The sequence below is a fragment of the Thermosynechococcus sp. Uc genome (assembly GCF_029335995.1).
Lineage (GTDB): Bacteria > Cyanobacteriota > Cyanobacteriia > Thermosynechococcales > Thermosynechococcaceae > Thermosynechococcus.
This window is the reverse complement of record NZ_JARJMS020000023.1, coordinates 1-20,073: the sequence shown is the minus strand read 5'-3', so window position 1 is coordinate 20,073 and position 20,073 is coordinate 1. Positions and strand designations below refer to the sequence as shown.

General features: G+C 51.4%; 23 protein-coding genes and 1 pseudogene. 12 read left to right on the top strand and 12 right to left on the bottom strand.

The window, feature by feature from the left end; all coding sequences use genetic code 11:
* Window position 1: 1 nt before the first annotated feature.
* The 4 genes from P3X23_RS02270 (at window position 2) to P3X23_RS02255 (ending at window position 2,882) form a co-directional block, all read left to right on the top strand.
* Window positions 2–988, top strand: coding sequence for a DMT family transporter (locus P3X23_RS02270; RefSeq protein WP_300872746.1), 987 nt, complete (start codon window positions 2–4; stop codon window positions 986–988).
* A 43-nt stretch (window positions 989–1,031) separates the two neighbouring features.
* Window positions 1,032–1,817 carry a 3',5'-cyclic-AMP phosphodiesterase gene (gene cpdA, locus P3X23_RS02265; RefSeq protein WP_300872744.1) on the top strand — a complete coding sequence of 262 codons (786 nt, stop codon included), beginning with the start codon at window positions 1,032–1,034 and terminating at the stop codon, window positions 1,815–1,817.
* A gap of 210 nt (window positions 1,818–2,027) precedes the next feature.
* Window positions 2,028–2,546, top strand: coding sequence for a DNA recombination-mediator protein A (locus P3X23_RS02260; protein ID WP_300872742.1), 519 nt, complete (start codon window positions 2,028–2,030; stop codon window positions 2,544–2,546).
* 75 nt (window positions 2,547–2,621) lie between these two features.
* Entirely contained in the window at window positions 2,622–2,882 is a 261-nt protein-coding gene (locus tag P3X23_RS02255) for a YkvA family protein (protein WP_300872740.1), read from the top strand.
* A 3-nt stretch (window positions 2,883–2,885) separates the two neighbouring features.
* Here the strand turns inward: P3X23_RS02255 and P3X23_RS02250 are convergent, their stop codons facing one another.
* The 5 genes from P3X23_RS02250 to P3X23_RS02230 are packed head-to-tail and all read right to left on the bottom strand — an operon-like array spanning window position 2,886 to window position 6,459.
* Window positions 2,886–3,155, bottom strand: a complete 270-nt coding sequence (locus P3X23_RS02250; RefSeq protein ID WP_300872738.1) for a hypothetical protein — start codon at window positions 3,153–3,155, stop codon at window positions 2,886–2,888.
* A 2-nt stretch (window positions 3,156–3,157) separates the two neighbouring features.
* Window positions 3,158–3,595 carry a tetratricopeptide repeat protein gene (locus P3X23_RS02245; protein ID WP_300872736.1) on the bottom strand — a complete coding sequence of 146 codons (438 nt, stop codon included), beginning with the start codon at window positions 3,593–3,595 and terminating at the stop codon, window positions 3,158–3,160.
* Window positions 3,596–3,607: 12 nt separating this feature from the next.
* Window positions 3,608–3,961 carry an iron-sulfur cluster assembly accessory protein gene (locus tag P3X23_RS02240; RefSeq protein ID WP_300872734.1) on the bottom strand — a complete coding sequence of 118 codons (354 nt, stop codon included), beginning with the start codon at window positions 3,959–3,961 and terminating at the stop codon, window positions 3,608–3,610.
* Between the two features lie 40 nt (window positions 3,962–4,001).
* Window positions 4,002–5,438: a dihydrolipoyl dehydrogenase gene (lpdA, locus tag P3X23_RS02235; protein WP_300872732.1), complete on the bottom strand. Its 1,437-nt coding sequence runs from the start codon at window positions 5,436–5,438 to the stop codon at window positions 4,002–4,004.
* A gap of 58 nt (window positions 5,439–5,496) precedes the next feature.
* Complete coding sequence (locus P3X23_RS02230; RefSeq protein WP_300872730.1) at window positions 5,497–6,459, bottom strand: DUF362 domain-containing protein; 963 nt, start codon at window positions 6,457–6,459, stop codon at window positions 5,497–5,499.
* 154 nt (window positions 6,460–6,613) lie between these two features.
* Between P3X23_RS02230 and P3X23_RS02225 the strand changes: the two genes are divergently transcribed.
* Window positions 6,614–7,018: a hypothetical protein gene (locus P3X23_RS02225; RefSeq protein WP_300872728.1), complete on the top strand. Its 405-nt coding sequence runs from the start codon at window positions 6,614–6,616 to the stop codon at window positions 7,016–7,018.
* Here P3X23_RS02225 and P3X23_RS02220 read toward each other — a convergent pair.
* A complete protein-coding gene (locus P3X23_RS02220; RefSeq protein ID WP_300872726.1) occupies window positions 6,992–8,455 on the bottom strand; it encodes a site-2 protease family protein in 1,464 nt (487 codons plus the stop codon). The genes P3X23_RS02225 and P3X23_RS02220 overlap by 27 nt on opposite strands.
* On the opposite strand from P3X23_RS02220, the gene P3X23_RS02215 reads away from it, so the two are divergent.
* Together P3X23_RS02215 and P3X23_RS02210 are read left to right on the top strand one after the other, a co-directional pair.
* Window positions 8,454–9,128: an MBL fold metallo-hydrolase gene (locus tag P3X23_RS02215; RefSeq protein WP_300872724.1), complete on the top strand. Its 675-nt coding sequence runs from the start codon at window positions 8,454–8,456 to the stop codon at window positions 9,126–9,128. The genes P3X23_RS02220 and P3X23_RS02215 overlap by 2 nt on opposite strands.
* Before the next feature lie 230 nt (window positions 9,129–9,358).
* Window positions 9,359–9,796 carry an Hsp20/alpha crystallin family protein gene (locus P3X23_RS02210; protein ID WP_300872722.1) on the top strand — a complete coding sequence of 146 codons (438 nt, stop codon included), beginning with the start codon at window positions 9,359–9,361 and terminating at the stop codon, window positions 9,794–9,796.
* Between the two features lie 95 nt (window positions 9,797–9,891).
* On the opposite strand, the gene grxD is transcribed toward P3X23_RS02210, so the two are convergent.
* The 3 genes from grxD to P3X23_RS02195 form a co-directional block, all read right to left on the bottom strand.
* Window positions 9,892–10,215, bottom strand: coding sequence for a Grx4 family monothiol glutaredoxin (gene grxD, locus P3X23_RS02205; protein WP_181496364.1), 324 nt, complete (start codon window positions 10,213–10,215; stop codon window positions 9,892–9,894).
* Between the two features lie 54 nt (window positions 10,216–10,269).
* On the bottom strand, window positions 10,270–10,521 hold the full coding sequence (locus P3X23_RS02200; protein WP_300872720.1) for a BolA family protein: 252 nt from the start codon (window positions 10,519–10,521) through the stop codon (window positions 10,270–10,272).
* Between the two features lie 70 nt (window positions 10,522–10,591).
* Window positions 10,592–13,732: a PAS domain-containing hybrid sensor histidine kinase/response regulator gene (locus P3X23_RS02195; protein ID WP_300872718.1), complete on the bottom strand. Its 3,141-nt coding sequence runs from the start codon at window positions 13,730–13,732 to the stop codon at window positions 10,592–10,594.
* 115 nt (window positions 13,733–13,847) lie between these two features.
* Between P3X23_RS02195 and petG the strand changes: the two genes are divergently transcribed.
* From petG to der, 3 genes and pseudogenes are all read left to right on the top strand, one after another.
* Window positions 13,848–13,961 (top strand): cytochrome b6-f complex subunit V, encoded by a 114-nt coding sequence (gene petG / locus P3X23_RS02190; protein ID WP_297048780.1) that lies wholly within the window; start codon window positions 13,848–13,850, stop codon window positions 13,959–13,961.
* 78 nt (window positions 13,962–14,039) lie between these two features.
* Window positions 14,040–14,126: pseudogene (locus P3X23_RS11900) on the top strand (RNA-guided endonuclease TnpB family protein); the annotation flags it as partial.
* Window positions 14,127–14,232: 106 nt separating this feature from the next.
* On the top strand, window positions 14,233–15,582 hold the full coding sequence (gene der / locus P3X23_RS02185; RefSeq protein WP_300872715.1) for a ribosome biogenesis GTPase Der: 1,350 nt from the start codon (window positions 14,233–14,235) through the stop codon (window positions 15,580–15,582).
* Between the two features lie 206 nt (window positions 15,583–15,788).
* Here der and P3X23_RS11895 read toward each other — a convergent pair whose 3' ends face one another.
* A complete protein-coding gene (locus P3X23_RS11895) occupies window positions 15,789–15,998 on the bottom strand; it encodes a transposase (protein ID WP_367186487.1) in 210 nt (69 codons plus the stop codon).
* A 270-nt stretch (window positions 15,999–16,268) separates the two neighbouring features.
* On the opposite strand from P3X23_RS11895, the gene leuC reads away from it, so the two are divergent.
* Window positions 16,269–17,672, top strand: a complete 1,404-nt coding sequence (leuC, locus tag P3X23_RS02180) for a 3-isopropylmalate dehydratase large subunit (RefSeq protein WP_300872713.1) — start codon at window positions 16,269–16,271, stop codon at window positions 17,670–17,672.
* A gap of 88 nt (window positions 17,673–17,760) precedes the next feature.
* A complete protein-coding gene (locus tag P3X23_RS02175; RefSeq protein ID WP_300872712.1) occupies window positions 17,761–18,189 on the top strand; it encodes a hypothetical protein in 429 nt (142 codons plus the stop codon).
* Between the two features lie 6 nt (window positions 18,190–18,195).
* Here the strand turns inward: P3X23_RS02175 and P3X23_RS02170 are convergent, their stop codons facing one another.
* Both P3X23_RS02170 and mgtE read right to left on the bottom strand, forming a co-directional pair.
* On the bottom strand, window positions 18,196–18,897 hold the full coding sequence (locus P3X23_RS02170) for an MgtC/SapB family protein (protein WP_367186476.1): 702 nt from the start codon (window positions 18,895–18,897) through the stop codon (window positions 18,196–18,198).
* A gap of 3 nt (window positions 18,898–18,900) precedes the next feature.
* Window positions 18,901–20,073, bottom strand: a 1,173-nt coding sequence (gene mgtE, locus P3X23_RS02165) for a magnesium transporter (RefSeq protein ID WP_300872710.1), incomplete at its 5' end; no start/stop codon positions are given.

Genomic DNA, 20,073 nt, shown 5'->3' with positions numbered 1-20,073 from the left:
TGTGACCGCACTCTGGCAACGCTTAATTTTAATCTCTCCCTTTTTCTTTTGGGGAACTGCCATGGTGGCTATGAAAGAGGTGATGCCCCACACCTCGCCGCTGTGGATTGCCGGTGTACGCCTTGTGCCCGCAGGCCTTCTGGTTTTAGCAGTGGCGATCGCCCTCGGTAAACCCCAACCCAATAGTTTGCGGGCCTGGGGATGGATTAGTCTTTTTGCTCTTGTGGATGGTTTCTTATTTCAGGGGTTTCTGGCCACAGGCTTAGCGAACACTGGGGCAGGGCTTGGCTCTGTAATGATTGACTCCCAACCCTTGGCGGTGGCATTGCTGTCTCGCTGGCTGTATCAAGAGCAAGTTGGTGGTTGGGGTTGGCTGGGGCTATTTCTTGGCTTAGTGGGCATTAGTGGCATTGGTCTAGGCGATGATCTGTTGACTTTGCTCCATGAACCGAGCGCATGGCAAGGTATTCCTTGGGGACAGTGGTGGCAGCGGGGTGAACTGTGGATGCTCTTGGCTGCCCTCTCAATGGCAGTGGGGACAATTCTCATGCGTCCCTTGACACGCTATGCGGATCCCGTTGTCGCTACAGGCTGGCACATGGTCTTGGGGGGGCTACCCCTATTGCTCTGGCCGAGTCTCAATACTCCCGCCCCCTGGGCAACCCTACATTGGGCCGATGTCCTCAACCTTGGCTATGCGACCCTCTTTGGCAGTGCACTGTCCTACGGTGTCTTTTTCTATTTTGCTGCCAAGGGAAACCTCACCAGTCTCAGTGCCCTGACGTTTCTCACACCAGTCTTTGCCCTCACCTTTGGCCATTGGATTTTGGGCGAAACCCTCAGTCAAATTCAGTTGGTGGGGGTGGGGTTGACTCTCATTAGCATTTACATGATCAATCAGCGCCAAGCTCTCAAACTCCCCTTACCCACTCGCTTGCGTGAATCGGCAACTTCTGTCAGCGTTAAGGTGGTTGATCAGATGAAATAGCCTGAGTCTGCAAGCCGCAGCGTTACCAGCCCCCAGCAAGTTTATGAATCAACCCATTCACTTGATCCAGTTATCCGATCTGCATTTATTTGCCACAGAGGAAGGCAGACTCCTTGGTCTGCCCACAGCTCAATCCCTAGCTGCTGTTTTAGATGCAATTCGCCCTCAGTTTCCCAATGCCCTCCTACTGACGGGAGATTTGGCCCAAGAACCCGTTGCCACCACCTACGACCGTTTGGCCACTGCCTTTGGGGACTTCACCTGTCCTGTATATTGGATTCCCGGCAATCATGATGAACCAAGGGCAATGCTGCCGGCGCTTGAACGTCTGCCGCTGAGGGGCGATCGCCAGATCACCCTTGGCACTTGGCAAGGCCTGCTCCTCAGCTCCCAAGCGGATGGTAAAGTTCATGGTGAATTGAGTCCTGAGATTTTAAGTTGGCTAGAGGAGACCTTGAGTCGCACCGGCGATCGCCCCACATTCATTGCCCTGCACCATCCCCCCTTTAAGACCGGTGCCCCTTGGCTCGACAGTAGCCGCCTACAGAACCCTGAGCATCTTTTTGCCGTTCTCGATCGCCATCCGCAGGTGAAACTTGTTCTCTTTGGTCACATCCATCAAGAATTTGCCACAGAGCGGCAAGGGGTAACGTATCTAGGTTGCCCTTCCACCTGTATCCAGTTTTTGCCTCGCGCCCCTGAATTTTCCCTTGAACCCATTGGCCCGGGTTTTCGCCATCTATGGTTATGCGCCGATGGCACATTTCGCACCCATATTGAGCGGGTAGAGATTCCCCTGACATTGGACTTTAGCGCCAAAGGGTATTGATACTAATTCAATTTAACTTAAAGATAGCGCTCATGAAGGCTGTGTCATGAACAACAGCCGGTAGAGCCTCTGTAAGCGTTCCTGTTCTCGGGCATTGGTTTTGTGCTGTATAGCTTAGGGATGATGAGGGTGGGGGTGGTATCCTGATCTACTAGCATTGAAGGGCAAAATGTTAAAATATCGTCGTTCCGTAGCACATGAGACACTCTCTTGACGCAGGCGACTAATCTTCCGGGCATTGATTCCCCCCAAATTGATGAATTTTTGCAAGAATTAGCGACAATCCAAGACTCTGGTCCTAAGCGGATTGCGCTCCTTGGCTCGCGTCACGTCCCGATCACCCATCAGCACCTTATTGAAATGATGAGCTATGCCCTCGTGCTGGCGGGTAACCGCTTGATGACGTCAGGTGCCGTTGGCACCAATGCGGCGGCGATTCGGGGAGCAATGCGGGCAAACCCCAATTTGCTGACGGTGATCTTGCCCCAGAGTCTAGAGCGCCAACCTCGGGAATCCCGGCAACAACTGGACAAGGTGATGCACTTAGTGGAAAAACCAGAAAACGATCACCTGCCCCTTGCAGAGGCCAGCTCCCTCTGTAATCAGGAAATTATTTCCCGCTGCCAGCAATTAATTTGTTTTGCCTTCCACGATAGCCACACACTGCTGCAAACCTGTCAACTGGCAGAAGAACAGCATAAGGTGGTTACACTCTTTTACTTTGATTAGCCGGGGCGGTTTTCCTCACCTAGGGCGATTAAATCCCTATGCCAAAATAGGGACAGGGTTCAAGGTTGACACGCCATGGGCGGCTTTTACCACTGGTATCGAAATGTCCTGCGGCATCCTAAATATCGCTGGTTAATTATTGCCGCCAGTTTGATTTATTTGCTTAGTCCCTTGGATATTTCACCGGATATGCTGCCGATCGTCGGCCAGTTGGATGATGTAACTGTCATCGTAATCCTGGCCAGTGAGCTAACGCAATTGCTGGTGGAGCGGGTGAAACAAAAGCGATCGCCCCATGTTACCCCCACTGTAGATGCAGAAGCAGAGCACGTTTAGCAATTAGTCCCGCGATCGCAAGTCACTGCCAACGGAACGCAACAGCCAGCGGTTTTGTACATAGTTAAGGGCGCCGCTAATTAGTGCGGCTACCATTAAGATGCCAATGGCCGGCATAAAAAGGGGCTGCCAGAGACTCAGCCAGAGATCGAACCCCAACGGCAGGGCAAAAGAGCGCCCAACAAGCGCAATCACAAACCAGCCAAAACTGGCAAGGACAAAGAAAGTATCCGCTACCAAAAGCCAATTGAGCACTTCCTGCACCCGTGCCATGGCTATTCTCCCAGTACCCACTGTTTAACACGGGCAAGGCTCTCCCAATCAGGTTTGCGTTGCAGGCCATCGGCAAAGTTATCTATGACCTCTTGACGCAATTCAGCAACGGCAGCAATAACCGTTTGTGCCAGTTCAATATGGGGGCGCACACCCTTTTGCCCTGTTTCGAGCATCGCCACGGCAAGGTTAATGCGGGCTTGGGGATCCTCAGGGTTGAGTTTAACCGCTTTTTGGGCGGCCTTCAGCGCAGATTGGGGTTTGTCATCAAGGAGGTAGAGCCATGCTAGGCACGTCCAAGCAGAACTGCTTTTTTGGGCACGCTGGCAAATTTCTTTAAAAGTGGGAATAAGTTCTGAGGCAGGTGCCCCCTCCTTGTAACGGGCGATCGCTGCCTCAAATTGACGTTCGACTTCACTAATTGTCTGAGAGGTGGTCAATGGCAAGTCTCCTTAAGCAGAAAACGACGTACCACAGCCACAGGTTTGGGTGGCATTGGGATTGATAAACTTAAAGCCGCCGCCAATGAGGGCATTGCTGTAGTCGAGAACCAAGCCATAGATGTAGAGCATACTCTTGGGATCTGAGACCACCTTGAAGCCATCATAGTCAAAGACTTGATCCTCAGGACGGATGTTGGCGGGGTCTTCAAAGTCCATCGTGTAGGACATCCCCGAACAGCCGCCCCCTTTGACCCCTACCCGCAAACACAGGTCTTTGCCGTGCTGATTGCGGAGTTCGAGCACGTGCTTGAGGGCAGCCTCAGTCATCATAATTCCCTTGGCGGGTTGTGTGGCCTGTGTCATTACCCACTCCTGAAAGACTTTAAACTTTATCGTAGCAAGTTCAGCGGTGGCTCACCATCTCATGGGCACGCTTAAAGGCTTCATCGAGCACCTCAGAGAGAGTGGGATGGGTGTGAACATTAAAGGCCAAGTGGCTCACGCTCTGGCGATCGCGAATAGCATTGGCCGCCTCTTGAATTAAATCCGAAGCGTGGAGGCCAAAAATATGTGCCCCCAGTAGCTCACCCGTATCGGCGCGGAAAATCACCTTGGCTAGGCCATCGGTTTCTGTTTCCGCCAGTGCTTTGGAGTTGCCCTTGAAGTAGGTGCGCACCACCTGTACCTCAAAACCTTCTTTTTCTCCAAGCTCACGGGCTTGGGGTTCCGTCAAGCCGACGAAGCTTATCTCAGGATGAGTAAAGGCCGCTGCAGGAATACTGCGATAATCCACTTGGTGAGGCCGCCCGACAATAGTTTCAACAACAGCAATTCCTTGCGCTGAAGCGGCATGTGCCAGCATCATTTTCCCCGTGGCATCGCCAATAGCCCACAAATGGGGAACGGGTTCACCCTCTTTAGTTACCGCCAGATACTCATCCACGGGAATAAAGCCGCGCTTGTCGGTACTCACGCCCACACTCTCTAAACCCAGGTCTTGGGTGGCAGGAATGCGACCGGTGGCGACAAGGCAGGCATCCACCTCTAGAACATCCACCAGTTCTTTTGTTTTTGCATCCGCCAACTCAATGACCACCGGACTGCCGGGAATGACGCGCTTGGCTAGGGTACCACTGTAGGTTTCAATGTCGCGAGGGGCAATCAACACGCGCTGCGCCTGCTTGGCAATATCTGGATCAAACGTGGGCATCAGTTGATCCAGTGCTTCAATCATGGTCACTTCACTGCCAAGGGCGGTGTAAATATCGGCGAATTCTAGACCAATATAGCCACTGCCAATAATGGCCACCCACTGGGGCAACCAATCCAACTTAATGGCATCGTCACTGGTATAAACGGTTTTGCCATCCACCTCAATGCCGGGGGGTACCCAGGGCACTGAGCCAGTGGCAATGATAATGTCTTTGGCTGTTACGGTTTTTTCGCCCGTAGCCGTGGCAATACTTACCTTTTGGGAACCGGCCACTCTACCACGGCCAATGAGCGTATCCACGCCAAGACGCTTAAGACTATTGGTGAGATCACTGCGGATTTTCTGCACCAGATTGGCGGCATGGGCAGCAACGCCAGCCCGATCTACATTCACTTGCCCCAGTTGAATCCCAAGGGCTTGCCAATGGCTGGCTTGGCGCAGTTCCCGCACGCGCCCAGCTGCCGCAAGGAGCGCCTTGGAAGGAATACAGCCGCGATTGACACAGGTGCCGCCCATTTCTGCGGCTTCGACAATGGCCGTTTTTAGACCCACACTAACGGCATGTAGGGCAGCCCCATGCCCCCCCACACCCGCACCAATAATCACCAAATCATAGTCAAAGCTCAAGGCCGCTTCTCCCCAACAGTATTCCCTTAGCTTATCAAAGGCTGTTCCCAGTGAGAACTTAGGCCTTTTGGCTATAGGCAGTTAGGGGTTCTTTGATCCAGCGAATATAGAGATGCTTGAAGGTGGATTTGAGGACGCGGGGGGCGCCAAAGTCAATGGGCATCATTTGCTGAGGCAGTTGCCAATCCCGAATGGCTAATTCATGGGGCTGTGCCAGGGGAAAGTCAATTTCACTGAGGTCGTAGTTGTAGCCAAGGGCTGTGGCGGCGCGTTGGGTGGGAATACGCTCAGGAGCCACGTTGAGAATGGCCACAAGGGCGCGATCAAGGGCAAAAACATCCTGACTGGCCCCCAAAACATTGAGGGGCCGCGGTGTCCCGCCACTGGGGCCATTGCCTTCATGGCCGATAATGCCATCTACAATGGTTAAGTCTGGGGCGATCGCCCGTGCGGTTTCCACAAGCATGCGGCCAAAGCGATCGGCATCCTTACCGGCTTCCATGTGCCACCAGGCCTTCATTTTGCCGGGGACACAGCCAAAGAGATTTTTCACCCCAAGGGTCAACGTCAGTTGCACGTGGGATTTCACCTTGGGCAGGTTAATGACCACATCGGCAGCCATGGCCTCCTTGCTAAGGCGCAGATGGGCAAACTCAGGGTTATCGGTGGGGTAGCGATCGCCATGGAACTCAATGACCGGTAGATTCAATTCCTGAATAAAAGGCAAATAACCATTGTTGCGGGCGACCCCCAAGGCGGAGCCAAAGGCAGGCCCATCCCCTAGGAAGGGTTGTCCACCAACTGCCTGCACCATCTTGGCCACACAATAGACCAGCTCTGGACGGGTAACACATTCGTGTTTTGGCCGTGCGCCCGTGAGTAAATTTGGCTTGAGCAGCACGCGATCGCCCGGTTTAACCATCGCCGCCATTCCCCCTAAGGGGGCTAAGAGTTGTTCAAGGGACGCCCTAAGATGGTCAGGGTCGTAGGATGTTGCCCGCAGTAAACTTACGCTTGGCATAGGAGGCTTCTCTCCATTGGCATCTTTTCTCCACAGTGTGCCACAAAGATAAAATCCAAGCTTTTTTAACCCCCGTCTAATGCCCCCTGAAACTAACATTAGATGATGAAAAAGCTGCAAAAAGATACAGTAAACATACGATAGAGATAGGGAGATGTCTGCTAACAAGCGATTGCGAATGCCCCAAGGCCTTGAATCAGAATTTCGACAGCAGGTGGACCGCCTGCATCGCCTTACCGTTCTTATGCGCTGGAGTGTGGTGCTCTTTCTTTGGTTGACTGTGGGCACCGTGAGTCTCTGGGGCTTTCGCTATGAAATCAGCCTCATGCGAGAGCATTTTACGTGGGCAGCGTTGCGCTATGGCATTCTCTTCAATCGGCTACCGGCAATTGGCCTAGCCCTGTGTATTGGCATGACCCTGAGTGTTCTTTACTGGCAGACCCGCAACATTTTCTGGGGCAGACCTCGCCAGTGGCAACAACGTCTAGAAAAACAAGTGCTGCGCATTCGTCAACAGGGGAAACGTCATCCTCTATGGCATTGGGTATGTCGGCAGTAGCAGAGCTGCCAGGGGCGCCGGCACCGGAAAAACAATCAGCAGCAGCAACACCAGTGCCATCAAGCCGAGGGCATCGCGCCAGTTATCCAATTCACTGACATCATTGAGGGCAGGTTCATCAAAGGCGGGCATAAAGAATAAAATCAGTGCCCAGACAAAAAGCCATGGTTGAGTAAACGAGAGAATCAGCACGAGTAAACGGCTCACTTGGCCAATGATCGCCCCCAGCCGATGGCCATACATGGCATGAACAATGTGACCCCCATCCAACTGCCCCACTGGCATGAGGTTCAAAGCTGTTACCACCAAGCCCAGCACCCCAGCCACTGCCATTGGATGGAGGTGCAGCGCACTGTCATCCTTGAGGGCAGCGCCAAAAATTGCTTTGGCAATGAGGGCAAACAGAATCGAAATGCGTGGGCTAAACACCTGAGGATTGAGGGCCTGCTCTGCAGCATTGGCGGGCAGTTGCACCACCTCAGACTGTTGTAACCCCCAAACCAAAATCGGTAGGGTGACCAGCAACCCAGCAATTGGACCTGCAATACTGATGTCAAAAAGGGCGCGGCGATGGGGAACGGGCGATCGCATTTGGATAAAGGCACCTAGTGTGCCCATCGCAAAAGGTAGAGGAATAAAGTAGGGCAGCGTTGCCTTGACACCGTAATACCAAGCCGTAGCAAAGTGTCCTAGTTCATGGATGCCCAAAATCAAGAGCAGGCTGACGCTGTAAGGCAACCCCTGCCAGAGCAAACTTGGATTGAGCCGCAATTCTTTCGCCGTCAGGTCAGGTGCAGCAAGTGCCAACCCGGCAACAGTGGTGGTGAGAAATGTGAAAGCAAGTAGGCCAAGGCTCAGGGCGGGACGAAAAAGCTGTTGGGGCTGGGGCAGGCGATCGCGGGGAATCAAGGCAAAAAAGGGCTTATTACTTAGACCCACTTGAAACATGACCAAAAAGCGATCGCCAAACCGTTGGGCAATATTGCGCTCCACTGTTTCATAGACTTGGCTGGCATCACCGCGCATTTGCCCTCGGCAGATCACTGCCTGCGGACGATACTCAATTTGTTGCAAGTAATACATGCCCCAAGGGAAACAGCTCTGCAATTGCGTTTCTTCATCCTGACTGAGGAGCTTGCCATTTTCCGTCAGTGGGGGTGTCAAAGGCGGCGCTGTCGGTGGTGCCGCGGGTAGGGGGGGCTGGCCTCGGCGCAAAAGCACAAGGTACAGCACAGAACTGGTCACAAAAACAAAGATCAACCATCCTGACGGCACAGGGGTATTCCCTAGCAGCAGCAGCCAACCCCCAATAAAAAATGCTGGCAGCATCAGCACCAGCCACAGGAGCCACCAAGGAGTTTGACTGACACGGGCAGCACTCTGGCGGACAATAAAGACTAAGATCAAACCCAATACAATAAGGGAAATCCATGTCATGATTTCGATACCTGTGGCTCAACAACAGAAACCGCCCCGCCTTGTATTGCCCATGGTCTATGGGTTTCCACCAAACCGCGAGACGCTGGGAGGCACTGCTTATCTCATTGTAGAAAATGATGGCAATACCCTTATTGATTCCCCCCCTTGGACCGATAGCAGTCAAGCCTGGCTCAGGGAACAGGGTGGCCTTAAGCGCCTCATCCTGACCCATCGGGGGGCGATCGCCCGTGTCAGGGAGATTCAACGCACCTTTAACTGTGAAGTAATCATCCATGCTCAGGAGGCCTATCTTTTGCCCCAAGTGACGGTAACCTCGTTTAACCACCATCTAGCCATCGGTGAAACCCTCGAAATTCTCTGGACACCCGGCCATTCCCCCGGCAGTGCCTGTGTCTATTGGTATCCTCAAGGGGGCGTTCTCTTTACCGGCCGCCATTTGCTACCCACGCCTACGGGAGAACTGGCACCGATTAAAACGGCCACCACCTTCCACTGGCCTCTGCAACTGCGCAGCGTTGAAGCCTTAAAAGCCTTCTGTCGGCAGAAGTCCTTGAGTTATTTGTGTCCGGGAGCGAATATTGGTTTTCTGCGGGGGAGCCTAGCGATCGCCAATGCCCAAGCCGTTTTGCAGGAACTCTCTGTTGATAACCTTTTGGTTAACAAGGTTTAATGTTTTCTTAATTTTTCCATGAGGGTAATACAGGTTCGGAAAAAGGAACTTAGAGAGATCGTTAAGCCTCACTTGTATCAAGACTTGCATCCTCTATAGTAAAGGTGGGCAGAGGGAACAAGCCCAAGGAATACCAAGGAAAAAAAACAAGGTTAGTTGTTGGAGTTGTTCTCTCTGTAAACCATCCCATGGGCAATCTAAAACCTTAAAGAACACAGGAGGATAAGCGTATGGCACTCGTTCGTTGGGAACCGTTCCGCGAAATCGATGCGATACAACGCCAAATGAACCGTCTATTTGATGAATTGATTCCCTTGACCGAACGCCGCAGTGATCTTAGCTTCCTGCCGGCAGCGGAACTAGAAGAAACTCCCGATGCTTTACTTCTAAAAATTGAACTGCCCGGCATGGATGCCAAAGACTTAGATATTCAAGTCACGGCGGATGCGGTCTCTGTCAGTGGCGAACGCAAATCTGAAAGTAAAAGCGAAAGCAACGGTATCAAACGCACCGAATTCCGCTACGGTAAATTCCAACGGGTCATTCCTCTGCCAGTGCGGATTCAAAACACCGACGTCAAAGCCGAATACAAAGATGGCATCCTGCACCTGACCCTGCCGAAAGCAGAAGAAGAGAAAAACCGCGTTGTCAAGGTGAACCTTGGCTAGTCCGCCGCTGTCGAGGCCGAACATCAAGGTTATCAAACCGGTAAAGATCCCCCAGCAATGGGGGATTTATTTTTGAGTGTAAATGTCAAAGAAAACTATGAAGCTAAAGCCACTTCCACCAGTTGCTGCAATTCGCCACTTTGGTATAGTTCAATGAGAATATCTGAACCACCGATAAACTCCCCATTGATGAACACTTGGGGAATCGTTGGCCAGTTGGAATACTCCTTAATTCCTTGGCGAATTTCAAAATCCTCAAGGACATCCACCGTTTCATAGGGAACACCGAGGGCGTTCAAAATTTGCACTGCGTTGTTAGAAAACCCACATTGGGGCATCAGCTTACTACCCTTCATAAAGACAATGATCTTGTTGCTCTTGACAAGGTGATCAATTTTGGCGTGGAGTTCGGGTGTCATTGTTGGTTCTCCTTCTGAGATTGAACAATTAAAAGCAATGGATTGAATTGTCGGCTATTGAAGTTGTGCCCATTGTTGCGGGGTATAGGTCTTGAGGGCAAGGGCATGGAGTTCATTGCTGGCCATCAGCTCCTTGAGGCTGCCATAGACCAATTGGTGCTGCTGCACCAGTGGCTTACCCTCAAAGGCGGCAGAAACCACTACAGCTTCGTAATGATCCCCACCCCCGGTCAAATCCTGCACTTGAACAAAAGCATCAGGCAAGCTGGATTGAATTAAGGTGGTCAGTTGTTCAGGGGTAACCATAGATAATCATTTATTAATGACTGGAATCAAGAACCAGTGAATCTATCTCCTTTAGTCTATCGCTAAATGTCTAAATGTTCTCCAAATGTTCAGTTGTCGAAGTCTGGAGGGGTTGACACCGGCGGAGGGCGCGCACCAAGTCTTCAAGGTTAATGGGCTTGCTTACATAGTCATCCATACCGGCATTGCGACACAGCTGGCGATCGCTCTCCATGGCATTGGCTGTCATCGCAATAATGCGTGGGCGGGGTTGGTTCAGCCGTTGAAACAGGTCAATCACCTCTCGCGTGGCCGTCAACCCATCCATTTCTGGCATTTGCATATCCATCAAAATCACATCGTAGGGTTGCCGCTGCACAGCATCTAGCACCTCTAACCCATTGGCGGCAATATCACCACGATAGCCTAATTTTTCCAAAATGCGTAATGCCACCATTTGATTCACCTTGTTATCCTCAGCAACAAGAATACGTAAGGGCGGCAAATCCTGCTTTAGACTATCAATGGACACGGTTTTGCTCTTGCTGGTTTTAGCTTCAACGGGCTGCGGCCTATGGCTAAAAAGATCCTTGAGGACATTGTAGAGGTTGGATTGCTTCACTGGCTTACTAATGAGGGCATGAAACAACGGTGATTGATCTGCCCCAAGGGAATTGCCCAAGGAGGTGAGCAAAATCAGGGGAATTTCTGGATGGATCTTGTGAATTTCCTTGGCCAGTGTCAAGCCGTCCATTTCCGGCATTTGCAGATCTAAAATGGCCACATCTGGAGGCGATTGTGTTTTGAGTAGTGTCAATGCCTGCTGGCCATTCTCAGCAATTAGGGATTTCATTTGCCATCCCTTCGTTTGCAATGCCAGAATTTGGCGATTGGTGGCATTATCATCCACAATCAGCACTGAACGATCTTTCAAGCAAGATTCTTGCTCCATGGCGCACTTCTGAGCATTGGGATTCAGGAGCAGCCGCACCGTGAAATAAAAGACTGAACCCGTCTCCTTGATCGGAATCGATTCATAGTGTGGCGGTGGATTGCCACCAACTATCAAAGGGGTATTCTGAGTTTTACTTTCGACCCAAATGCGGCCATTCATGCACTCCACCAGCCGCTGGCAAATCGCCAATCCCAGACCCGTTCCCCCGTAGTGGCGGGTAATTGAGGCATCCACTTGGCTAAAAGGTTTGAAGAGTCGCTTCATTCCCTCTGGCGTGATACCCACCCCCGTATCCTGAATGGCAAAGAGAAACTCATAGTAGTTGGGCAAAAACTCGTATTGATGGATAGGGCGACCCTTGAGATGGAGAATGACTTCGCCGCTTTGGGTAAACTTGATGCTGTTGCCAATAAGATTGACTAGGACTTGCCGTAGCCGTCCCATATCCCCTATGACATGGGCAGGAGTCTCCGCATCAATATGAGCGAGGAGCTCAATCTGTCGTTCAACCGCACGGGGGGCCATAAGGTCAAAAACATCTTCAACGCAGTTGTGTAAATTAAAGGGGTAGGCCTCTAGTTCCAGCTTGCCGGACTCAATTTTAGAAAAGTCAAGAATATCGTTGATGATTGTGAGTAGCGCATCCCCACTGAGGCGAATGGTGTTAAGAAACTCCCGCTGCTGAGGATTGAGAGGGGTGTCGAGCAATAATCCCGTCAAGCCAATAATGGCGTTCATGGGTGTGCGGATTTCGTGGCTCATCGTTGCCAAAAACTCACTCTTGGCGCGGCTAGCCTCTTCGGCAGCTTTTCGGGCTTCCTCTAAGAGTTCTTGTTGCTGCATCATTTGCGAGATGTCTTCCCATGTACCCACAAAGGTTATTACCTTGCCGTCCTCGATGATGGGAATGACGCGGGCATTAATCCAGCGCACTCTGCCATCGGGGTAAGACAAGCGGAAGCGTTCATTGACGGGCTGGTGGTCTTTTTTACAGCGCTCCCAAGCGGCAATGAAGCGATCGCGATCCTCCGGGTGGAGTCGTTCTATCCAGTGGGCTTCTGCCTCCGCTTGTGTTTTGATCTCTAGCAGGTTAAGTAGTGTTTGATTGAGAAAAGTGCTACGTCCATTAATATCTGCTGTAAAAATGCCGACGGGCGCCATTTCGCTGACACTGCGAAACCTTACGTCGCTCGCTTTAAGGAGTTGATTGAGCTTCTGCTTACGGCAATGATCCGCTGTAATAATTGCAACTCCTATCCCACTGGCTGCCCAGAAAACCAAGAATAGAAAAACAAATTGTAGGTTTAGAGGGTCTAACTGTCGTTGAACAACGTTAGGTGGGATCAAAGAAAGAACCCAGAGACGATACTCGTTTTGATAGATGGGTGTTCCGTTAGTTAGATCCGCAGAGATATAATGTGCTCTAAAGGGCAGAGCTAATCGAAAAGCAAAGAGACCATGGGCATGATAAAAGCTACGACTTGCGTGGGACTGCATCTGCTCCCATAATTCAGGATACTGATTCTGTACTGTAAAATGCTGCCGATCTGAATAGCGAAAGCCCCATTCATGGTTAATACGGTCTCCTAACAACCAATACCCTTGCGCATTCACTAAAAAGCAACTGCCATAAACCCCTTGGCAGCCATTGATTAGGTTTTGGAAGAGACGCTCTGCTCGGTAGCGTACAATCAAAAAACCGATGAGCTCCCGCTTACGGCCGTAAACCGGTGTTGCAATGTAGAGAATAGGGGTTGCGACTAAAAAGGTTGGCTGTGAAGGATGCAGCTCAATATCTAGAGGAGAGATAAAGATTTCGGGATCCCGTAACTGACGAATGACCGGCCAGTAGGTTTGGCTGACAATTGGATCAGGAGATGTTCCTGACAAAACTGTGCCCAAGTTGTGACTAAGGGCGAGGCTCAGCTTTAGAGTACCACTAGGGGAGAGAAAATAAACACGATCGTAACTGCGTTTCCAAAGCATCCAGTCACCGACATTTTGCCGGATTGCCTGTAATTGTTCTGAATCAGAAGTGTTACTGCTTAGCTCATCAAAACTATGTAGTTTCGTGATACTGAGGATTTCCTCAGCAACTACTTCATAATGATTGCTAAGGATAAGGCTGCCTCGCTCGACTTTGCTTTCTTCCCGCAATTGTAGATCGCTGAGAATACCTTGGCGCTGGGCGAGGTAAATAGGAGCAAGAATTGCAACTAGAACTGCCGTTGCTGGAACAAAGAGTTTCAAGAAGTACTGCAACGGTGGCTTGATCATAGCGTTGTTGGCTATTTGCGGGGGAAAGAAGGACTATTCAACAGGGCAAGGAACCAATACAGACCTCAGCAAATAGTGTATCGTGAGGAATGGAGTTCATGTGTAGAGTCAGACCATGATTGAACCTTTGTTGTGTGGCATTGTCCTTGGCTTGATTCCGGTGACCTTGGCGGGTCTTTTCTTTGCGGCTTACCAGCAGTACAAGCGGAGCAGCCAATTTGAACTCTAGTTCTTGATCCTGTGCGCAGCAAGCGCCGCCGTCCTTAGGTTTTGGTTTGGCTACGCCGAAACTGCGCTTTGCGGGTGCGCAATCAATGTGTTAAGGACGGGGCATGCCCGGAACGCCTGTGAAGTGAGCGGCGTGGTAATGCCGCTAGCAGCAGGAACCCGCTGAAGCAACTCAGGGGCAACTCAATACCGCGCCTGAGCACCGTAGGAATTTCCGGCCTGAAAGCCGGGGAGGATGTCAGTAAAACCTTATTTTTGCGAACGTCACTCCTATGGCATTACCCATTGTTGCTGTGGTTGGTCGCCCCAATGTGGGCAAGTCAACGCTAGTAAATCGTCTTGCTGGGGAACGGGATGCCATTGTCCACGATGAACCCGGTGTTACTCGCGATCGCACCTACCGACCGGCCTTTTGGCAAGATCGGGAATTTTTGGTCGTGGATACCGGGGGCTTAGTGTTTGATGATGACAGTGACTTCTTGCCCTTGATTCGCCAGCAGGCAGAACTTGCCCTTCAGGAAGCAACGGCAGCGATTTTGGTGGTGGATGGTCAAGCAGGCCCTACAGCTCTTGACTATGACATTGCAGCGTGGTTGCGACAGCTTGCCGTACCGGTTTTAGTGGCGGTGAATAAATGCGAGTCGCGCCAAATGGGTCAGGTACAGGCGGCAGAGTTTTGGTCCTTGGGGCTGGGAGAACCCTACCCGATTTCCAGTATCCACGGCAGCGGGACGGGGGAGCTGCTGGATCAGTTGATTACCTACTTGCCGGCGGTGGAAACGCTCCCTGAAACACCAGAAATTCAGGTGGCCATTGCTGGGCGTCCCAATGTGGGTAAGTCTAGTTTGCTCAATGCTTTGATTGGCAGCGATCGCGCCATTGTCAGCCCCATTTCAGGGACAACCCGCGACACCATTGATACCATCATTGAACACAACGGCACCCAGTATCGCTTCATTGACACCGCTGGTATTCGCAAGCGAGGCCATGTGGCCTATGGGCCTGAGATGTTTAGCGTTCATCGTGCTTTTAAGGCCATTCACCGCTCCGATGTCGTGCTGTTGGTTTTAGATGCCCTTGAAGAAATTACCGAACAGGATCAACGCTTGGCGGGACACATTGTCGATCAGGGACGTGCCTGTGTGTTGATCATGAACAAGTGGGATGCGGTTCCCGAAAAAGATACCTATACCATCAATAGTTATCGCGATCGCCTGTATCAACGACTAAATTTCCTTGACTGGGCAGATGCCCTCTTTGTTAGTGCCCATACAGGTCAACGCCTTGACAAAATTTTTGCAGCAGTGGATGCGGCAGTGGAACAACATCGTCGCCGGGTCAGTACAGCACTAGTGAATGAAGTGATTCAAGAAGCCCTACGCTGGCATACGCCCCCCGCGACCCGCCAAGGCCGCCAAGGCAAAATCTACTACGCCACCCAAGTGGCAACCCAACCGCCAACATTTGTTATTTTCGTCAATGATGCCAAGCTCTTCAAGGACAATTACCGCCGCTACATTGAAGGGCAAATTCGGCAACAACTGGGATTTCGAGGTACCCCGATTCGCCTTCTTTGGCGTAGTAAGAAACCTCGTGAAGCTACCGAATTAGTTGTCCGCTAACTCTGTCAAAGTGATGATGATTATAAGAGTCCTTTAGAACAGCGGATCGTTGATTACCGTAAACAATTTTGTAATTTTTTTAGCTCATCCCCGGGAAGGCGGTAAATTCCTGATATGACTCTGATAATTCGATGGAGAAAGTAATACACCGGAAAATCTAGGTCGGCTCCTAGGTGAGTTGTAGTAGAACTGTTAAATATCGTAGTTTATCTAACAGCTTCCCACCAAAAGATGCAGGAATATACACTTGCTCTTGCAATCAATACCGTGTATATCTTGTTGACTACGCCATTCATACTCTTTGCAATCGGCTGGTCTAACCATAAGTGCATTTTCAGAAATTTCCATACATTCTCAATCGCTCCCCGCTGTTGATACAGTACAGGATAGTTGCAAGGGCTAAAATCTTTGAGGATAGATTCAAAGATGTCACGCTATACTCACGTTTTTTGCTTTTTAAGGGAAGAAATATTGTATTTTTCCTTTTTTCTAGTCTCTCAAGCTATCGTTCAATCCCTTTGGACTTAATCATAGCGATTAAAGCACTTTTTATAAAGATTAAAAATCCTAGGCCAAGCTGCAACAGGGCTATAATGCAACTAAAAGCGGCTTTGCGTCTGGTGTGGCCACTGTACTGAACTCTTTTTTTTGCCTATAATTAATAGGCTAGATTTTTTGACGAGTCTATGAGTCGCGGCACACTTTTCGATAAGGTTTGGGAACAGCATACAGTAGCTACATTGCCTTCAGGGCAAACTCAACTATTTATTGGCCTGCACTTGATCCATGAAGTCACCAGTCCCCAAGCCTTTGCCATGCTGCGCGAGCGGGGATTGCCTGTATTGTATCCACAACGAACAGTGGCCACAGTGGATCACATTGTTCCTACAGATACGGTGGCGCGTCCTCTCCAAGATGCCCTTGCCGAAGAGATGTTGCAAGCCCTTGAGGCAAATTGCCGTGCGCACAATATTCCTTTCCTTGGGATTGGCTCCGGTCGTCAGGGCATTGTCCATGTGATTGCCCCTGAGCAGGGCTTAACCCAACCGGGAATGACCATTGCCTGCGGCGATAGTCACACTTCAACCCATGGTGCCTTTGGGGCGATCGCCTTCGGAATCGGCACTAGTCAAGTACGGGATGTTTTGGCCACGCAAACCCTTGCCCTCAATAAGCTAAAAGTCCGCAAAGTGGAAGTCAATGGCTCCCTTGCCGCCGGGGTCTATGCCAAGGATGTGATCTTGCACATTATTCGCCACCTTGGCGTCAAGGGCGGTGTCGGCTATGCCTATGAGTTTGCTGGCAGTACTTTTGCCCAGATATCCATGGAAGAGCGGATGACAGTCTGCAATATGGCCATTGAGGGGGGAGCCCGCTGTGGTTATGTCAACCCCGATGAGACCACATTTGCCTACTTGCGAGGTCGGCCTTTTGCGCCCCAAGGCAAAAACTGGGATCAGGCGGTGGCCTGGTGGCGATCGCTAGCCAGTGATGCGGATGCAGAATACGACGATGTAGTTACCTTTACAGCGACCGACATTGCGCCGAGAGTGACCTGGGGCATTACCCCCGGCCAAAGCGTTGCCATTGATGAGACATTGCCCACCCTAGAGAGTTTGCCGGAGGCAGAACGGGCGATCGCTGCGGAAGCGTATGCCTATATGGATTTGCAACCAGGGCAGCCGATTCAGGGCACAAAGGTGGATGTCTGCTTTATCGGCAGTTGCACCAATGGCCGCATCAGTGATCTGCGGCAGGCTGCCAAAGTTGTCGAAGGGCGCAAAGTTAAGCCCGGTGTCAAAGCCTTCGTGGTTCCTGGTTCAGAACGGGTCAAAGCCCAAGCGGAAGCGGAGGGTCTCGATGCTATCTTTCAAGCTGCCGGCTTTGAATGGCGTAATCCGGGCTGTTCAATGTGCCTTGCCATGAATCCCGATAAACTGCAAGGACGTCAGCTCAGCGCCTCCTCCTCGAATCGAAACTTCAAAGGTCGCCAAGGATCAGCGGCGGGACGCACGCTGCTCATGAGTCCGGCCATGGTGGCAGCGGCAGCGATCGCCGGCGAAGTCACAGATGTACGCGCGTTTCTTTGAAAGTTCCTTAAGAGCTGTCAACATTTTGCTGCGTTTGTGAAAAATCTTTAGCCTCAAAGCTGCACGAGCCAATAATGGAAAAAGAAGGTTGACTGGTAATGGAGGCGGTAAAGCCATGACCATTCTCCAGCGGTTGATAGGCACAGTGCTGCTGAGCCTGGCCCCTGTTTTGCCAGTAGCGGCAGAAACCCTCATCTCCGACAGCGGTATGACAGAAATTTATGATTATCAATATAGTCACTTGCCAGGAGATGTTTTGCCCTACACCACAGAAGTGAATGGCCGAGTTTATGAGGGGGCAATTACTGTAACGTCCGTTGGTAACGGCTGGATACGGGGATGGTTTACCGATCGCGATCGCGCCGGCAATTTTGGTTGTAGTGGCGATGTCAGCATTCAGCGAGTTCGTGGCAATCGCTATATTTCAATCTGGAGGATTCGCGGTACCTATACCCCCCGTCTGCGCTGTCCTCAGGCGGGCATGACCGCTCGTCTAAACATGCGGCTCTATCGCTAGATAAGATCAACCGTACTCCTGTTCCGTAATTCGCCAGCGGGCTGATAGAACACTTGGCTCTAGACTCAAGCGGCTCACTAACCCTTCTATAAAATCATCATTGCGCTCTTGACTGAGGAGTTCCGCTTCAATGTGGACGCGATCTGGCGTTTCCTCAATATCCTCGCTGAGGAGCGATCTCAACTTCAGCCGACTCCCCGCTAATGACTGCAACAGCAGTGCCCGCAAATGAGCCTCTGCCTCAGCACGACAGACAATATCACAGCGATAGCACAACTCTACTTCAGTGCCCTTGAGGGGCTGCTGATTGATGCGATAGCCGAGGGGACGCAAGAGCAGATTGGCCATGAGAACTGCCACTGTTCCTAAGGTTGCCTGATAGAGTAATCCCGATCCACACAGTGCCCCCACTGCCGCCGCACACCAAAGAGTAGCTGCTGTATTCAAGCCCCGCACTGAGAGGCCTTCCCGCAGAATCACGCCCCCGCCCAGAAACCCGATGCCAGAGACAATTTGGGCGGCAATCCGCGTTGGACTTGCTTCCCCCGGTGTCAAAGCTGAAAGCATGACAAATAGTGCTGCTCCCGTTGCCACTAGGGTATTCGTGCGCAGACCTGCCATGCGTTGCCGCCATTGTCGCTCCAATCCAAGGGCTGCCCCAAGACAAAAAGCCGCCACCAAACGCACAATAAAATCACTCATTGACATGGCTTAAAACGACAGCCCTAGGAAAGCACTTACCAGATAGAAGTAGAGCAACAGCCCTGTAAAGTCCTGAATGGTTGTGATAAAAGGAGCTGCCGCCGGACCGTGATCAAAGCCCAGCTTCAGCAAGATCCAAGGGAGCAGAGCGCCGAGAACCGCAGCAAAAGTGATCACCACAAAAAGGGAAAGTCCGACAGCCAACCCCAGTTGAGGAATTCCGTTGGGTAGTCCCTGCCAAACAAGGGCAATCAAGCCGCCAGCGGTTCCCAAGATGAGACCCATGATGGCACCAATGCGAAACTCGCGAAAGAGATAACCTCCATAGTGACGAATATCAATGTGCTGCCAGGCAAGGCCACGGGCAAAGACGGTTGTGGATTGGGTACCGACATTGCCTCCCATGTCCATGACCACAGGAATAAAAATGGCCACGGCAACCACGGCTTCGAGAACTTCCTCAAAGTACTGAATGACGCCGCCAACAATCATGCCGCCAATGAGGGTAATGATCAGGCAGATAATCCGCAGTTGCACCGCGTAGCGAATAGGGCCGCGCACTAGGCGCTCACTCCAAACCTGATCACGGTTGAGCAAGTTACCCACGCCCGCTTGCGCCAGAATTGTGCCTGTGGCTTCTTCTTCGATCAGGTCAATCACGTCATCAAAGGTGATATCGCCCACCAGTCGCCCCTCCTGATCCACCACAGGAATAGCCGGGACATCGTATTCCTTGAGGAGTTTGGCTGCGGCGAGTTCCGGCGCGGTAACAGCAATCGCCAGTTCCTGTCCTTGAACCAAATCTTGAAGCGGTTGGTCGGGATTTGCTTTCATCAACTGAATTGGCTGGACAAAGCCGCGATAAAAGCGCTGTTCATCAATCACGAAAATAATGCTTAGGTCATCGGTATCTAGGGAGCTTTCGCGAATACTGGCGATCGCCTCCCCCACGGTCAACTGTTGCCGCAGCGCCAAATAGCGCAAATTCATCCGCCGACCAATCGTGCCCTCAGGGTAGCCCAACAATAAGTTCACTGCATCGCGGGATTGTGGACTCAACTGACTCAGCAGGCGTTTGGTGACCTTGGCGGGCAACTCCTCGAAGAGGCGCACCCGTTGATCTGCTTCAAGAGCTTCTAGAAAATGGAGAATCTCTGGATCGGTCATCCCTTCAGTCAGGGT

Coding starts and splice junctions, on each gene's coding strand:
- cpdA (WP_300872744.1), top strand. CDS start 1,032: ATGAATCAACCCATTCACTTGATCCAGTTATCCGATCTGCATTTATTT.
- P3X23_RS02255 (WP_300872740.1), top strand. CDS start 2,622: ATGGGCGGCTTTTACCACTGGTATCGAAATGTCCTGCGGCATCCTAAA.
- P3X23_RS02250 (WP_300872738.1), bottom strand. CDS start 3,155: ATGGCACGGGTGCAGGAAGTGCTCAATTGGCTTTTGGTAGCGGATACT.
- P3X23_RS02240 (WP_300872734.1), bottom strand. CDS start 3,961: ATGACACAGGCCACACAACCCGCCAAGGGAATTATGATGACTGAGGCT.
- P3X23_RS02230 (WP_300872730.1), bottom strand. CDS start 6,459: ATGCCAAGCGTAAGTTTACTGCGGGCAACATCCTACGACCCTGACCAT.
- P3X23_RS02225 (WP_300872728.1), top strand. CDS start 6,614: ATGTCTGCTAACAAGCGATTGCGAATGCCCCAAGGCCTTGAATCAGAA.
- P3X23_RS02215 (WP_300872724.1), top strand. CDS start 8,454: ATGATTTCGATACCTGTGGCTCAACAACAGAAACCGCCCCGCCTTGTA.
- P3X23_RS02220 (WP_300872726.1), bottom strand. CDS start 8,455: ATGACATGGATTTCCCTTATTGTATTGGGTTTGATCTTAGTCTTTATT.
- P3X23_RS02210 (WP_300872722.1), top strand. CDS start 9,359: ATGGCACTCGTTCGTTGGGAACCGTTCCGCGAAATCGATGCGATACAA.
- grxD (WP_181496364.1), bottom strand. CDS start 10,215: ATGACACCCGAACTCCACGCCAAAATTGATCACCTTGTCAAGAGCAAC.
- P3X23_RS02200 (WP_300872720.1), bottom strand. CDS start 10,521: ATGGTTACCCCTGAACAACTGACCACCTTAATTCAATCCAGCTTGCCT.
- P3X23_RS02195 (WP_300872718.1), bottom strand. CDS start 13,732: ATGATCAAGCCACCGTTGCAGTACTTCTTGAAACTCTTTGTTCCAGCA.
- petG (WP_297048780.1), top strand. CDS start 13,848: ATGATTGAACCTTTGTTGTGTGGCATTGTCCTTGGCTTGATTCCGGTG.
- der (WP_300872715.1), top strand. CDS start 14,233: ATGGCATTACCCATTGTTGCTGTGGTTGGTCGCCCCAATGTGGGCAAG.
- leuC (WP_300872713.1), top strand. CDS start 16,269: ATGAGTCGCGGCACACTTTTCGATAAGGTTTGGGAACAGCATACAGTA.
- P3X23_RS02170 (WP_367186476.1), bottom strand. CDS start 18,897: ATGTCAATGAGTGATTTTATTGTGCGTTTGGTGGCGGCTTTTTGTCTT.